Source organism: Streptomyces sp. NPDC030021, assembly GCF_055574035.1.
Genome location: NZ_JBVIAH010000025.1, coordinates 54561 through 69402 on the forward strand (window position 1 = coordinate 54561; position 14842 = coordinate 69402).

Annotated in this window: 9 protein-coding genes; 6 read left to right on the forward strand and 3 right to left on the reverse strand. The window is 72.7% G+C overall.

Features of this window, described 5'->3' with window-relative positions:
- Nucleotides 1–11: 11 nt before the first annotated feature.
- The 3 genes from ACZ4YL_RS35250 to ACZ4YL_RS35260 all read right to left on the reverse strand — a co-directional run bounded on the left by ACZ4YL_RS35250 (nucleotide 12) and on the right by ACZ4YL_RS35260 (nucleotide 7763).
- Nucleotides 12–701 carry a 4'-phosphopantetheinyl transferase family protein gene (locus ACZ4YL_RS35250; protein ID WP_468121986.1) on the reverse strand — a complete coding sequence of 230 codons (690 nt, stop codon included), beginning with the start codon at nucleotides 699–701 and terminating at the stop codon, nucleotides 12–14.
- Nucleotides 698–5461: a type I polyketide synthase gene (locus ACZ4YL_RS35255; protein ID WP_468121988.1), complete on the reverse strand. Its 4764-nt coding sequence runs from the start codon at nucleotides 5459–5461 to the stop codon at nucleotides 698–700. The genes ACZ4YL_RS35250 and ACZ4YL_RS35255 overlap by 4 nt, the downstream gene beginning before the upstream one ends.
- Nucleotides 5462–5537: 76 nt before the next feature.
- Nucleotides 5538–7763: an MMPL family transporter gene (locus tag ACZ4YL_RS35260; protein ID WP_468121990.1), complete on the reverse strand. Its 2226-nt coding sequence runs from the start codon at nucleotides 7761–7763 to the stop codon at nucleotides 5538–5540.
- A gap of 311 nt (nucleotides 7764–8074) precedes the next feature.
- Between ACZ4YL_RS35260 and ACZ4YL_RS35265 the strand changes: the two genes are divergently transcribed.
- The 6 genes from ACZ4YL_RS35265 to ACZ4YL_RS35290 all read left to right on the forward strand — a co-directional run bounded on the left by ACZ4YL_RS35265 (nucleotide 8075) and on the right by ACZ4YL_RS35290 (nucleotide 14812).
- Entirely contained in the window at nucleotides 8075–8350 is a 276-nt protein-coding gene (locus ACZ4YL_RS35265) for an isoamylase early set domain-containing protein (protein ID WP_030384091.1), read from the forward strand.
- A gap of 271 nt (nucleotides 8351–8621) precedes the next feature.
- Nucleotides 8622–9680: a FecCD family ABC transporter permease gene (locus ACZ4YL_RS35270; RefSeq protein ID WP_468121991.1), complete on the forward strand. Its 1059-nt coding sequence runs from the start codon at nucleotides 8622–8624 to the stop codon at nucleotides 9678–9680.
- A complete protein-coding gene (locus tag ACZ4YL_RS35275) occupies nucleotides 9677–10744 on the forward strand; it encodes a FecCD family ABC transporter permease (RefSeq protein WP_468121992.1) in 1068 nt (355 codons plus the stop codon). Before ACZ4YL_RS35270 ends, ACZ4YL_RS35275 begins: the two co-directional genes overlap by 4 nt.
- Before the next feature lie 80 nt (nucleotides 10745–10824).
- Entirely contained in the window at nucleotides 10825–11685 is an 861-nt protein-coding gene (locus tag ACZ4YL_RS35280; RefSeq protein ID WP_468121993.1) for an ABC transporter ATP-binding protein, read from the forward strand.
- 275 nt (nucleotides 11686–11960) lie between these two features.
- Complete coding sequence (locus ACZ4YL_RS35285; RefSeq protein ID WP_468121994.1) at nucleotides 11961–13022, forward strand: iron-siderophore ABC transporter substrate-binding protein; 1062 nt, start codon at nucleotides 11961–11963, stop codon at nucleotides 13020–13022.
- Nucleotides 13019–14812: an ABC transporter ATP-binding protein gene (locus ACZ4YL_RS35290; RefSeq protein ID WP_468121996.1), complete on the forward strand. Its 1794-nt coding sequence runs from the start codon at nucleotides 13019–13021 to the stop codon at nucleotides 14810–14812. Before ACZ4YL_RS35285 ends, ACZ4YL_RS35290 begins: the two co-directional genes overlap by 4 nt.
- Nucleotides 14813–14842: the final 30 nt, after the last annotated feature.

The window sequence follows — 14842 nt, forward strand, 5'->3', positions numbered from 1 at the left end:
ACGCGGGGCACTCAGCCACCCGGGTACGCGAGGACGAGGGCGAGCGCCGCGTCGTCCGCCCGCCAGACCATCGCGCGGCGCCGTCCGCCGAGGAGGGGCGGCCGGAGGCCGAGGATCGGGATGCCGCGCGGAGCGGCGCCGAAGACCGAGCTCCGGTCGGCCTTGACCGCGGCCTCCTTCAGCGCCCAGGCCCCGGTCATGGCGTCGGGTCGCTCCCTGCCGACGAGAAAGAGCTCCTCGGGCGACAGGAAATGGTCCGCGACCCGGCGTACGGCGTCGGCCGAGTCGATCTCGCACAGGTCCACCCCGACCGGTTCCGGCGCGAGAGCCGCGGCGACGTGCCCGGCGGTGTGGCTGATGGAGACGTACAGGGCGGGCATCGGGCTGCCGCCGACGACGACGCGGGGGCTGCCGTCGTCCCGCGGGAGGATCTCCACGCCGTCCGCCGGCGCGGAGACCACCTCAGCCACCAGCCGCTTGGCGAGCAGCCGGCCGGCCGTCCACTCGGCCTGCCGCCAGGCCCGCAACCCGCGGACCACGCGCCGCTCGGCCGGTGAGAGCGGCGGCACCTGCCGGAGCTCGCGGGCGCGGGCCACGATCAGGCGGGCTCCGCCCCATCGGTGGACCCGGCCCGGCACGATCGGCGGGAAGACGGCGTCCACGGCGGCGGTCACCGCAGCGGTCACGGCGGCGGCGGTCACGAGACCGGGGCCGAGTCGAGGAGCAGCAGCTCGCGCGCCAGCGCGGCCACGGCCTGGCGGATCTGGCCGGGCGTGTGGTCGTACGTGATGAAGAACCGCAGCCGGGCCAGCTCCTCCGGTACGGCCGGATGGAGGATGGGGTTGACGCTGATGCCCTGCTGGAACAGGGCCTCCGCGAGCTGCAGGGTCTTCAGCGAGTCCCCGACGATGCACGGTACGACCGGCGTGTCATGGCTGTCCCCGGTATTGATGCCCGCCTCGCGCGCGAGGTGGACGAAGAGCGCCGCGTTCTCCGAGAGCCGTGCCACCCGCTGCGGCTCGGCACGCAGCATGCGCAGGGCGGTCAGCGAGGCCGCGGTGTCGGCCGGGGTCATCCCGGCGCTGTAGACGAAGCCCGGCACGGTGTAGCGCAGGTACTCCACGACCGGGCGGCTCCCCGCGACGTAGCCGCCGCAGCTCGCCAGCGCCTTCGACAGCGTGCCCGACCACAGGTCGACGGCCGGGCGGTCGATGCCGTAGTACTCGCCGATGCCGCGGCCCGTCCGGCCGATCGTCCCGATGCTGTGCGCCTCGTCGATCATCAGCAGCGCGCCGTGCCGGCGCTTGACGTCGACGAGGGCGGGCAGGTCGGCGATGTCCCCGTCCATGCTGTAGACGCCTTCGACGACGACGAGCACCCGCCGGTACTGGTCGCGGACCTGCGTCAGCAGGGCGTCCAGGGCGGCGGCGTCGTTGTGGGGGAAGGGCCGCCGGGTCGCGCCGGAGAGCCTGCACCCCTGCAGGATGCTGTCGTGCGCGAGGGAGTCGTGGACGATGAGGTCCCCCGGTCCGACGAGGTGGCCGATCACGGTGACGTTGGTGGCATGGCCGTTGGCCAGGGTGATCGCCGCTTCGCATCCGAGCAGGCCGGCGATCTCGCTCTCGAGCTCCAGGTGGAGCGGTCGGCTGCCGGAGAGCAGCCGGCTGGCGGAGACCGAGGTGCCGCAGCGCTCTATCGCCTCGTGGGCCGCCTCGTTCACCTGCGGGTGGGTCGCCATGCCCAGGTAGTTGTAGCTGGAGAAGGAGAGGAGTTCCCGGCCGTCGACGACGGTGGTGTCCGTCAGCGCGCCCTCGTGGACGAGGAAGTACGGATTGGCCAGCCCCAGCGCGGAGAGCGTGGCGATGCGCTCGGAGTGGGCGGTGACCTCCGGGAAGCTCTCGATCCGTGTGTGCTGCTCGGGCAGCGGGGCGGCGGCCGGGTCCGTGGCCGTCGGCGGGTCGGAGGCCAGGGGGACGGGCGGGTCGGCGGACGCCGGTGCCGGGGCTTCGCCGGCTGCGGAGCGCTGCTCGGGGACGGGGACCGGTGCGCCGCCGCAGCCGCTCGCGATCATCGCGGCGATCCCTCCGACGGTCGGCCGGTCGGTGGCCGTGTCGTCGCGGGTCCACTGCGGCCACTGCCGCTTGAGGGAGGTGAACAGGTCGGTCAGCATCAGCGAGTCGAACCCGAGGTCGTCGATCAGCAGCTGGTCATCGCGCAGATGGGCGACGGGGAACGCGCTGACCCGGGCCACGTGCGCGAGCACGGACTCCGTGACCGTGGTGATGTCCCCGGCCGGCGGCGCCGGTTCCTCGTCGGCGGGCTCGGCGGGCGCCGTGGGGGCCGTGGGGGCGTCCGCGGGCACCGGGGTGGTTTCGGCCGTCGCCGGGGCGGCGGCCTCCGCGGCCCGGTTCCGCTCGGGGAGGGTCTCGGCGAGGCGGGCCAGCAGCGCCGCCTCCGTGGCCGGGTCCGGCCCGGGGAGGGTTTCGGCGAGGCGGGCGAGCAGCGCCGTCTGCTGCTGGACCAGCTGGAGCAGTTCGTCCATCGGGTGGAGCGGCGAGTCGTTCATCGCGATCTCCTCGGGGGATACGGGCCGGGGCCGAGGCTGGGGCTGGTGGGCGGGGGCGGAGGTGCCCGTCGTCCCCACGCGGCGGCGGGGCACCCAGTAGGACTGCGTGGCGAGCTTCGCCACCGGCAGGTCGAGCAGTCGGCGCTCCTCCTGGGGAACCAGGGCGCGCGGGTCGACCGGGGCGCCCAGGACCGCGAGCCGGGCGAGGGCCCGGACGAAGCTCCGGCCGCCGTCGGGTTCCACCCCCGTGACCGGGACGACGTGGACGTCGCCGTGGTCGGTGACGTTGCGGCGGACCGAGGTCAGGAGCGAGTTGCCGCCGGTCACCTGGAGGAAGACACGAGCCCCCTGGTCGTAGGCGGTGCGCACGGCATCGCCGAACTGGACCGGCGCGGACGCGTGCCGGGCCCACAGCTCGCGCAGCCTCTCGGGATCGCCGCAGACGGCCGCGTTCACAGAAGAGACGAACGGCAGGACGGGGCTGGTGACGGGGCGGTCGGCGAGGTCCGCGCGCATCTTCTCGTCGGCGGCGGCGAGCCGCGGCGAGTGGAAGGCGTTCGACACGTCGAGCGCCACCGTGACGACCCCGGCCTCGGCGCAGGCCTGCCGCATGGCGTCGAGCCCTTCCGGCGTACCGCTGACCACGACCTGCCGCGGCTGGTTGAAGCAGGCGAGCCACACGTCGTCGATGCCGGTCACCAGCCGGCGGCAGGTCTCCTTGTCGGTCTGTACGGCGAGCATCCCGCCGCGCAGGCCGCTCTCGGCCTCCCGGAGGGTCGCACCCCGGTGCGCCAGCAGCCGTACGGTGTCCTCGTCGGTGAGCGCGCCGGCCGCCGCGGCCGCGGCGAACTCCCCGACGCTGTGACCGAGGACCAGATCGGGCGCGATGCCGAAGCCGGCGAGGAGCCGGGTGGCGGCGATCTGGACGGTCCCGAGCAGCGGCTGGCACACCTCGGTGGACGCGAGCCGGCGCCCGCTCTCCTCGGTGTCGACCCCGGCGGTCGCCGCCTCGCCGTACAGCAGGTCGCCGATGCCGAAGCCGGTGGCCTCGCGGGCCGCGGCGCCGAGGCCGTCGACGGTCGCCCGGAAGCCCGGGAACCGCTCGTAGAGGTCCCGCGTCATGCCGGGCCGCTGGCTGCCCTGACCGGGGAAGAGGAAGGCGAGCCGGCGCCGCTCGGCGGGCAGCGGGGCGTCGGCGGCGAAGGCGTCGTCCCCGAGGTCGCCGCGTTCGCCCTCGACGAGCTGTTCGCGGGCGTGGCGCAGCCGCCGTACGAAGGCCTCCGTGTCGTCGGCCACGATCGCGAGCCGGGCCGTCAGCGGCCGGCGGGAGCCCACGGTGTGGGCCACGGCTGCCAGCGGGGCGGGGTCCGCCGTGTCGAGTGCGTCGAGAACGTCGCCGATGTGCTGGTCCAGGAGCTCGGGACTGCCGGCCGAGAGCAGGACGAGCTGAGGGCCGGTGTCCCGGGCGTCCCCGGCGTCCCCGGCGCGTTCCGGGAGACGGCTGGCAGCAGGGGCGGGGGCGGGCCGCTCCTCCAGCACCACGTGGACGTTCGTCCCGCCGAAGCCGAACGAGCTGACGGCGGCCCGGAGCGACGTACCGGAGTCCGGAAAGGGCCGTGCGGTGTCGGCGAGACGCAGGCCCGCGGCGTCGATGCCCAGCCCCGGGTGCGGGGCGGTCTTCGGCTGCGGAACGATCGTCCGGTGGTGGACGACCAGGGCCGTCTTGATCAGTCCGGCGATGCCCGCGGCGGACAGCGAGTGTCCGATGAGGGCCTTGCCCGCGCCGACGTAGCACAGCGAGGGGTCGTCGTCGGGGTACTCGGTACGCAGCCGGCGCAGCGCCTCGACCTCGGCGCGGTCGCCGGTGGCGGTACCGGTCCCGTGGGCCTCCAGGAAGCCGACCGAGGACGGGGTGACCCCCGCGTCGTCGTAGGCCCGGCGCATGGCGCGCAGCTGGCCTTCGGGCGCGGGCGCCAGCGGCCCGGGCGACGCGCCGTCGTTGGCCGAGCCGACGCCCTTGATCACCGCGTAGACCCGGTCGCCCGCGGCGAGCGCGTCGGCGAGCGGCCGTACGACGACGGCACCGGCGCCCTCACCGAGGACGAAACCGTCGGCCCCCTCGTCGAAGGGGCGGCACACCCCGGTGGCGGACAGGGCCCGGAGCGTCGAGAACCCGATCAGGCTGTCGGGGGTGAGGTTGAGGTACACGCCACCCACGACGGCGATCCGGCAGCTGCCCTGGCGCAGTTGGGCCATGGCCTGGTCCAGGGCGACGAGCGAGCCGGAGCAGGCGGCGTCGACGGTGAAGCTCGGCCCGCCGAGGTCGAAGTGCCGGCTGACGGTGCCGGGGGCCATGTTGAGCAGGCTCCCCGGCAGGCTGAAGGCCTGCACGGTGCCGAGCGATCCCGCGTGGTCCTTGACGGCGTCGAGGAGGCCGCCGGTGTCCGCCGCGGCCTGCCCCGCGTCCTCGGCCAGGGCGATGGCCCGGATGGGGGCCGACATGAGGTCCTTGTAGTCGGACACCGACATGCCGCAGAAGACCCCGGTGTTCTCCCGGTCGAAGTCGCCCCGGCCCAGCCCCGCGTCGTCGAGGGCCTCGCGGGTGACGTCCAGCAGCAGCCGGTGCTGCGGGTCCATGGCCCGGGCGCGCGCGGGCGGCACGCCGTAATGCAGGGCGTCGAAGTGGTCCACGTCGTCCAGGAAGGCGACCTGGTCGGTGTACGCGGCATGGGGGGCCGACGGATTGCCGGGTTCGTGGAAGGTCTCATGGTTCCAGCGCTCCTTCGGCACGGCGGAGAACTGCCGTTCCCCGCTCAGCAGGAGCTTCCAGTAGGCGCTGATGTCGGGAGCGCCGGGGAAGCGGCAGCCGAGTCCGGTGATGGCGATGTCAGTCATGGGAGTTCTTCCTTGTCGTGAGGTGGGGACGGTTACGGGGGAGGGGACGGGTACGGGTACGGGTACGGGCCGGTGGTCAGTGGCGCGCGCGGGCCGGGGACCGCAGGGCCGGCCGGGCCGCGGGACACCTGCGGACGGGGGCCGGGGGCGGACGGGACGCCGGGAGCGGCTCCTTGGGCCGGATGGGACGCGGCGCCCACCAGTTCAGGCCGCCGGCCAGGCGCATGAGCGCCGGTACGAGGACCCCCCGTACGAGCGTGGCGTCGAGGAGGACGCCGAGGCCCGCGCCGATCCCGAAGAACTGCAGCAGGGACACCTGCGAGGTGCCGAAGCTCAGGAGGGTGAAGGCGAGCAGCGCCCCGGCGGTGGTGACGATGCCGCCCGTGCGGGCCATGCCCGTGACGATCGAACGGGCGTTGTCCTGCCCGGCTTCGTGCGCCTCCTTGATGCGCGCGAGGACGAACACCTCGTAGTCCACCGAGAGTCCGAAGACGATGCAGAACAGCAGGACCGGCATGGTCGTACTGAGGGGCCCCGGAGTGAAGCCGAGCAGCTGGTGCAGATGACCCGACTGGAAGACCCACACCATGGCGCCGAGGACGGCCGCGAGACTCAGCGCGTTCAGCGCGATGGCCTTCAGCGGCAGCAGCAGACTGCGCGTGAAGCCCAGCAGCAGCGCGAAGGTGGTGACGGAGATCAGCGCGAGCGCCAGCGGGATCCGGTCGCCCACGGTCGCTTTGGCGTCGACCAGGACCGCGCTCGGTCCGCCGACCAGGACCTCGGTCCCCGCAGGGGCGGGGATCGCGCGGATGTCGTGGACGAGCTGCTGGGCGGCGTGCGACTGGGGGTCGACCAGCGGCACCACGGAGAGCCGGACCGGGCCGTCCGCGGCGGGCCGGGTGGCGGCTGCGGCCGATCCGGAGACCGCTGCCCGAGCCCCGTACCGGAAGCCGCCGTCGGGTCCCACGACCTGGGCGACCTGCGGGAACGCGGACAGGCGACGGGCGTATTCCACCCGCTCCGACGGGGAGGCGTCGCCCGTGGTGACGACCGTCAGCGCGCCGGATCCCTTCATGTCGAACCGGTCGCGCACCAGGTCGCCGGCCTGCCGGCTGGACGCGCTCGACGGCAGTGCCCGGTCGTCGGGGGTGGCGAAATCGGCGTGCGCGAAGGGCGCGGCGAGCAGCACCAGCAGGCCGATCACCGGCAGCGCCGCGATCAGCGGGCGGCGTACGACGATCCGCGCCAGCCCCTCCCAGAATCCGGACCGGGAGCCGGAGCGGGCCTTGCGGCGCCACGGCACGGCCCAGGCGTTCACCCGCTTCCCGAGCAGCGCGAGCAGGGCGGGCAGTACGGTCACGGCGCTCACCGCCGCGATCGCCACCACGGCGATGCCCGCGTAGGCGAAGGAGCGCAGGAAGTACGGCGGGAACACCAGCAGGGTGGCGAGCGCGGCGGAGACCGTCGCGGCGCTGAAGGCGATCGTGTGGCCGGCGGTGCGCACCGTCCGCACGGCGGCGGTACTCGGGAGGAATCCGGCGGCGAGCTCTTCCCGGAACCGCGAGACGATCAGCAGTCCGTAGTCGATGCCCAGCCCCAGGCCGAGCGCCGTGGTGAGGTTCAGCGCGAACACGGACACGTCGGTGACGCTGCCGAGAACGCTCAGGACCAGCAGCGTCCCGGCGATGGCGAGGACCCCGATCAGCAGGGGCAGGGCCGCGGCGACCACACTGCCGAACACCAGGACCAGCAGGATCAGGGTGCCCGGCAGGACGACGGACTCGGCCCGCTTCAGGTCGGACTCCGAGATGTCCTGGAGCTCGGCGTCGACGAGGGCGCTCCCTCCGACGTGCACGGTCAGGGCCTTCCCGGCGTCGGCCGGGGTGGCCAGCTCCGCGCGCAGCCGCTCGGCCCGCGCCGCGAGCTCTTCCCCCTCGCCGTCCACGTACGCGACGAGCATCGCCGCGTGGCCGTCGCGGCTGCGCAGCTCCGCCGCGCCGCCGGTCCAGTACGAGGTCACGGCGCTCACGTGCGGCTGCGCGGCGAGCTTTCCGGTCAGCTCCTCGCCCGCGCCGCGGGCGGGCGGGTCGTCCACGGAACCGCTGCGGCTCTGGGCCACGAGGACCAGGTTCGGGGAGGCGCCCAGGCGCTCGGCGGCCAGGTGCGCGGCGCGGCTGGACTCGGACCGCGGATCGTCGTATCCCTGCGTCTTCAGCCGTCCGGTCGCATCCATGCCGAAAAGGACGGACAGGACGAGGAAGACGAGCGCGCCGACGAGGACGAGTCGGGGGTGACGGGTCACGAAGGCCCCTGCGCGGCGGAACATGGATGCCTCCGGTACGGACGGCGATTCGTTCCTGCTCTCGCGCAGGAAGGTCGGTATCCACCGTGCCCGGAGGCGGGACGAGGCCGTAGTCCCGGCCATTCGTACCTTGACAGGAGCGGAGGGGACGGCATCCCGGCAGCGTCGACACGCAGGGTGACATTGCGTGCCCGCGGGTCACTCGATGTAGTGGGTCCGCGGTGGGAGTGGCGGCGCCGGGGTGCGTCCGGTGCGTCCGCCGCCGACTATGGGCGGCGTACCACCCCCACTGCCGTTGTCAGGAGCTCACCATGCTGGAGCGCAAACTGCGCAAGGACCGCACCGAGGTCACCTTCATCCTGCCCGTCGACACCCCGCCGGGACCGGTCAGCGTGGTGGGCGACTTCAACGACTGGCAGCCCGGTGTCCACACCCTGGCCCGCCGGAAGGACGGCAAGCGCGCCGTGACCGTCGAGCTGCCCAGCAAGAGCACCCATTCCTTCCGGTACCTGGCGGCCGGGGACTACTGGTTCAACGACGAGAGCGCCGGGGACCAGGACGGCCCCAACAGCCGCCTGCACACCTGACGGCCCCGACTCCTCGCGGACCGGAGCGCGCCCCGGCCATCGGCCGGGCCGCGTTTGTGCGGCGCCGATCAGGTGAAGTAAGGTTAGGCTAATCTAATCGATCAACAGTACATATTTGAGGGCGAGTTGGTGGCCTCTCACTCCTGCGTGTCCGTTTTGTCTATCGACAGCGCGCCAGGGAATCAGCTTAGCTTTGCCTAAGTTTCGGTCGCGGCTGCGTCGGCGTGCCGACCCGTCCGGGTGGTGGATCGAAGGGATGACGTAGAGCGACATGGGCACCATTGCAGTGGAACGCCCCGTGCCCAGGGGCGTGACGGAGGCCCGGCGGCGGCGGGTCGTGGGCTCGGTCACCCTGGTGCTGGTCCTCGTGGCCGCCGTGGTGGTGTCCCTGGCCGTCGGCGCGCGGGCGCTGACCCCCGCCGAGGTGTGGCGCGGGTTGTCGGCGGCGCCGGACCCCGACCAGCGGCTCACCGAGATACGGCTCATCGTGCGGACCGTACGGGTGCCGCGCACGGTGCTCGCGGTCGTGGCGGGCGTGGCCCTGGGGGTCGGTGGAGCGCTGATCCAGGGGTACACGCGCAATCCGATCGCCGACACGGGCCTGCTGGGCGTGAACTCCGGTGCCTCCTTCGCCGTGGTGCTGGTGATCGCCCTGTTCGGGTTCGCCAACCCGCTCCAGTACGTCTGGTTCGCCTTCCTGGGCGCCGCGGTCGCCGGCGTCGTCGTCTTCGGACTGGCGAGCATCGGCCGGGGGGCAGGTAACCCGCTGACCCTCGCACTGGCCGGACAAGGGGTCACGGTGTTCCTCGCCGCGATGACCACGGCGGTCGCGCTGTCCGACAAGGCCTCGCTGAACGCCCTGCGGTTCTGGAACGCGGGCTCCGTGGCCGGTGTCGGGTTCGACGTCATCCGGCCGGTGCTCGCGTTCGTCGCCGTCGGGCTGGTGCTCGCGCTGATCACGCTGCCCGCCCTCAACCTGCTCAACCTCGGCGACGACGTCGCGCGGGGGTTGGGGGTGAACATCGTGCTGAGCCGGACCATCGGCATCGCCGCCGTCACCCTGCTCGCGGGAGCCGCTACGGCGGCGTGCGGCCCCATCGCCTTCCTCGGCCTGATGGTGGCCCACATGGCCCGGTACCTGACCGGGCCGGACTACCGCTGGCTGGTGCCGTACGCGGGCCTGCTCGGCGCCATCGTCCTGCTGGTCTGCGACATAGCGGGGCGCCTGCTGGTGCGGCCGGGGGAGCTGGACGCGGGGGTCGTGGTGGCCCTCCTCGGAGCCCCGTTCTTCGCGGCCCTGGTGTGGCGCGGAAAGTTCAAGAGCGCATGACCGGGACCGGGGTGAAGGCATTGGCATCGGTGACGCCGGGCGTACGGCTCGGCCCCGTCTCGTTCGTATGGCGACCGTGGGTCGTGGGCGTCACGCTGCTGCTGGCGGCGGCGACCTTCCTCGTGTTCTGCGTGTCCATCGGTGTGGGGGACTTCCCCATCGGCCTGTCGCGGGTGATGGCCACGGTCGTGGGCGGGGGCGAGCAGGTCGACAAGTTCGTGATCATGGACCTGCGGATGCCGCGCGCCCTGGCCGGGCTCGTCGTGGGTGTCGCGCTCGGGGTGTCCGGGGCGATCACCCAGTCGATCGCGCGCAATCCGCTGGCCAGCCCGGACATCCTGGGGATCACCGGGGGCGCCGGCGCGGTCGCGGTGTTCCTGGTGACGGTGTCGGGCGGGACCGCCACGGCGGTCGTCAACTCCGTGGGCCTGTCCGGGGCGGCGCTCGCGGGAGGCCTCGGCACGGGGCTCCTCGTGTACTTCCTGGCGTGGCGGCGCGGGATCGACGGTTTCCGGCTCATCCTCATCGGCATCTCGGTGAGCGCCGTGATGGAGGCGGTCACGACCTGGCTGCTGGTCACGGCCGACATCAGGGACGTGGCCCGGGCCCAGGCCTGGCTGGTCGGCTCGCTGGACAACCGGTCGTGGGACGACGTGGGTGTGGCGCTGTGGTGCACCCTCGCCCTGATGGCCGTCGTGACGGTGGTCGCCTTCCAGTTCAAGCCGCTGCACCTCGGTGACGACGTCGCCGCGGGCCTGGGCGTCCGGTACACGAGGGTGCGGGCGGTGCTGCTGCTGTGCGCGGTGCTGCTGGCCGGCGTGGCGGTGAGCGCGGCCGGCCCGGTCCCGTTCGTCGCGCTGGTGGCGCCCCAGGTGGCGATGCGGCTGGCGAAGTGCCCGACACCGCCGATGGCGGCCTCCGGGATGGTCGGAGCCCTGCTGCTGATCGGCGCGGACCTCGTCGCCCGTACGGCCCTGCCGATCACCCTCCCGGTCGGCGTGGTGACCGCCGTGATCGGCGGCCCCTTCCTCATCCATCTGCTGGTGCGGGCCAACCTCCGCTAGCCGACATCCCCGCAGACCCGCAGACCCACAGACCGTCAGACATCAGACCGTCAGACATCAGACCCTCAGACCCTTCAGACATGCCTACTTCAGGGGGAGTTGTGGCCGTATCGCAGATCGCCGGGATCGAGTCCGACGGGGCCGAGGCCGCACGGCTGGCGGCCAGAGGGGTCACCGTCGGGTACGGCGGCCGGGTCGTCATCGACGACCTGCACGTGTCGATCCCGCCGCGGGTGATCACCACGATCATCGGCTCCAACGGGTGCGGGAAGTCGACCCTGTTGCGGACCCTGTCCCGGCTGCTCAAACCGACCAGCGGATCGGTCGTGCTGGACGGCGAGGACATCGGCCGGCTCAGGACCCGGGACGTGGCCAGGAAGCTCGGCCTGCTGCCGCAGGCTCCGGTGGCGCCGGAGGGGCTCACGGTGGCCGACCTCGTGGCCAGGGGCCGCCATCCGCACCAGAGCTGGCTGCGGCAGTGGTCCTCCGACGACGCCGACGTCGTGGCGCGGGCCCTGGCCATGACCGGGGTGTCCGACCTGGCCGACCGCCCGGTCGACGCCCTGTCCGGCGGGCAGCGGCAGCGGGTCTGGATCTCGATGACGCTGGCTCAGGGCACCGACCTGCTGCTCCTGGACGAGCCGACCACCTATCTGGACCTGGCGCACGCGATCGACGTGCTCGACCTCGTGGACGACCTGCACGAGTCGGGATGCACCGTGGTGCTGGTGCTGCACGACCTCAACCTGGCCACCCGCTACAGCGACAACCTCATCGTGATGAAGGCCGGTTCGATCCTTGCGCAGGGGCACCCCCGTGACGTGATCACCGCCGAGCTGTTGTACGAGGCGTTCGGGCTGCGCGCCAAAGTGATCGACGACCCGGTGGGGGACCGCCCGCTCGTCGTCCCCATCGGCCGCGCCCACGTGAACACCCCCTAGGGGGTGTCTTGCCGGTCAGGCCGGGCTCGCGGCGCCCGGCACGCTCGCTCGCCGCGTTCTCGTCGGTCGCCGACGCTCCGCGTCGACTCCCTCCTCGGCCGTGCGATCGCACGCACCGGACACTGCTCCCTGATCCGGCCCGACCGACAAGACACCCCCTAGATCAAACAAAGTTACGCCGCAAGTAAGGCTAGGCTAGCCTCACTTGAGCGCGGTAGGGTTTGGCTGCCCTCGGGCGGAACTGCAATGGACGGCACGAAAGCAAGGGATTTCGGATGCTTTTCCATCGAACGACACGTTTGAAGCCCTGGCAGCGGTTGGCGGCGGGAGCCTCCGCCGCGGCCCTCGGTGTCGGCCTCCTGGCCGGATGCGGTTCCGATTCGGCGGACCAGGCCGACAAGAAGAGCGACGGCGCCCCGGCCGCCGGGGGCACCTTCCCGGTCACCGTGGAGCACGCCTTCGGATCGACCAAGGTCGAGAAGGCTCCCAAGCGGGTCGTCTCGGTCGGGTACACCGACGACCAGGCCATCCTGGCGTTCGGCATCAAGCCGGTCGGCATGGTCGACCAGTATCCGAACCCGCCGGGCACCTCTCCCGACATCAACACCCAGTGGCCGTGGGTGAAGGAGAAGTGGGGCGACGCCCGCCCCGAGGTCATCATGAACAACGGTGACGCCGGCCCGAACTACGAGAAGATCGCGGCCCTGCGGCCGGACCTGATCATCGCCGTGTACTCCGAGATCGACCAGGCCGCCTACGAGAAGCTCACCAAGATCGCCCCAACGGTGGGCCGCACCAAGGCCGAGAAGGAGCCGTTCAGCGCCTCCTGGCAGGACAACGCCGTCCACATCGCCAAGGCGCTCGGCCAGGAGGCCAAGGGCACCGAACTGGTGAAGGGCATCCAGGACAAGCTCGACTCGGCCAGGAAGACGCACCCCGACTTCGCGAACCAGACCGCCGTCCCCCTGTCCTGGTACAAGGACTCGGTGGCCCCCTTCACCACCACCGACGTGCGCGGCCGGCTGGTGACGGGCATCGGCTACAAGGGCCAGACCGAGATCGACAAGATCGCGGACGGCAAGTTCTACACCACGCTCTCCCCGGAGCGCATGGACCTCGTCGACGTCGACCGCATCTTCGTCATCGCCGACAAGGCGGACCAGGAAGCGCTGAAGAAGTTCCAGCTGTTCACCAACCTGAACGCGGTCAAGAACGGCAAGGTCTCCTACCTCCTCGACAGCGAGGGCCCGGCCGTCGGCGCGGCCATGTCCCAGGGCACCCTGCTCTCCCTGCCGTACGCCATCGACGAACTCGTCAAGTCGGTCGGCCAGGTGTGAGCCTCACCGCCACGCCCGTCGCCCCGTCGACCCTGCGCACGACGACCGGACGCGAGGCCACCCGCTGGGTCACGGCGCACTGCCGCGAGGTGCCGTGGCTGACCTTCGCCACCGTGTTCACCACGGTGGCGGGGGCGGCCCTCCAGGTGCTCCCGCTGCTCCTGCTCGGCCGGGTCGTCGACGGGGTGGTCGCGGGTGGACCGCGCTCGATCCTGGTCACGACCGGGGTGCTGATGGTGGCCGCCGCGCTGCTCGGCGCCGCGGCCACCGCCCTGTCGACCTACCTCATCGGGCGCCTCGGTGCGGACCTGCTCGCCCGGCTGCGCGAAGGCGCCGTCCGGGCGGTGCTCGGGATGCCGAGCGCCCGGGTCGAGCAGGTCGGCCGGGGGGACGTGCTCTCCCGGGTCGGTGACGACGTGGCCGTCCTGTCCAAAGGCATCAGGACGGCCGTCCCCACCGTGTTCTCGGCCGGGGTGCTGGTCGTCATCGCCACGATCGGCATGTTCGGCCTGGACTGGCGGCTCGGTCTGGCCGGTGCCTGCGCGCTGCCCGCGTACGGGCTGGCCCTGCGCTGGTACCTGCCCCGCTCCGCCCCGCTCTACCAGAAGCAGCGGGCGGCCCAGGCCGACCGCGCGCAGGCCCTGATCAGCGGGCTGAACGGGATAGACACGGTCCGGGCGTACCGCCTCGAAGGGGCCGTCCGCGAGGAGGTCACCCGCGAGTCGTGGCGGGTACGCGACCTCGGCATCGAGGTGTTCCGGCTCTTCGGCCGGTTCGTCGGCCGGGAGAACCGCGCCGAGTTCATCGGGCTGGTCCTGATCATCGTGGTGGGGTACGCCCTCCTGGAGGCCGACGCCGCCACCCTCGGCGAGGTCTCCGCGGCCCCGCTGCTCTTCCACCGCCTCTTCACCCCGCTGGGCTCCATCATGTTCACCTTCGACGAGGCGCAGAAGTCGGGCGCGAGCCTGACCCGCCTGGTCGGAGTGCTGGAGGAGGACGCGGAGGACCGGCTGGTGGGCGCCCTGGCCGTGGCGGAGGCGGCGGACCCGCCGGACCCCGTGCCCGTGACCGTGCGCGGGCTGACGTTCCGCTACCCCGACTCCGAGGATCCGGTCGTCCGGGACGTCGACCTCACGATCCCGGCCGGCACCTCGCTCGCCCTGGTCGGGGCGACGGGCGCGGGCAAGTCCACCCTGGCCGCGCTGATCGCGGGTATCGGCACCCCGCAGACCGGGTCCGTGCGCATAGGGTCCACCGACCTCGCCGGTCTCGACGAGGCCGGGGCGCGGGCCCTGGTCAGCATCCTGACGCAGGAGACCCACGTCTTCTCCGGACCGCTCGCCGAGGACCTGCGCCTGGCCGCACCGGAGGCGACCGACGGCCGGCTGATGGACGCCCTGCGCACGGTCGGAGCCGACGGCTGGGTCGACGCGCTGCCCGACGGCCTGCACACCCTGGTCGGCGAGGGCGGCGAACGCCTCGACGTCACCAAGGTCGCCCACATCGCCCTGGCCCGGCTGGTGCTGGGCCGCACCCCCGTCGTGGTGCTCGACGAGTCCACGGCGGAGGCGGGCAGCGAGGGCGCGGCCGAGCTGGAACGGGCCGTGCTCGCCGCGTGCGCGGGACGGACCACGCTGTTCGTGGCACACCGGCTGACCCAGGCGATGGCGGCGGACCGGATCGCCGTACTGGACGCCGGACGCGTCGTGGAGCAGGGGACGCACGAGGAGTTGGTGGCCCTGGGCGGCCGCTACGCACGACTGTGGCGGGCCTGGCGCGAAGGCAGCTAGGCCGCCCACTTTTTCGGTTGGGCCAACATA

Coding starts and splice junctions, on each gene's coding strand:
- ACZ4YL_RS35255 (WP_468121988.1), bottom strand. CDS start 5,461: ATGACTGACATCGCCATCACCGGACTCGGCTGCCGCTTCCCCGGCGCT.
- ACZ4YL_RS35265 (WP_030384091.1), top strand. CDS start 8,075: ATGCTGGAGCGCAAACTGCGCAAGGACCGCACCGAGGTCACCTTCATC.
- ACZ4YL_RS35270 (WP_468121991.1), top strand. CDS start 8,622: ATGGGCACCATTGCAGTGGAACGCCCCGTGCCCAGGGGCGTGACGGAG.
- ACZ4YL_RS35275 (WP_468121992.1), top strand. CDS start 9,677: ATGACCGGGACCGGGGTGAAGGCATTGGCATCGGTGACGCCGGGCGTA.
- ACZ4YL_RS35280 (WP_468121993.1), top strand. CDS start 10,825: ATGCCTACTTCAGGGGGAGTTGTGGCCGTATCGCAGATCGCCGGGATC.
- ACZ4YL_RS35285 (WP_468121994.1), top strand. CDS start 11,961: ATGCTTTTCCATCGAACGACACGTTTGAAGCCCTGGCAGCGGTTGGCG.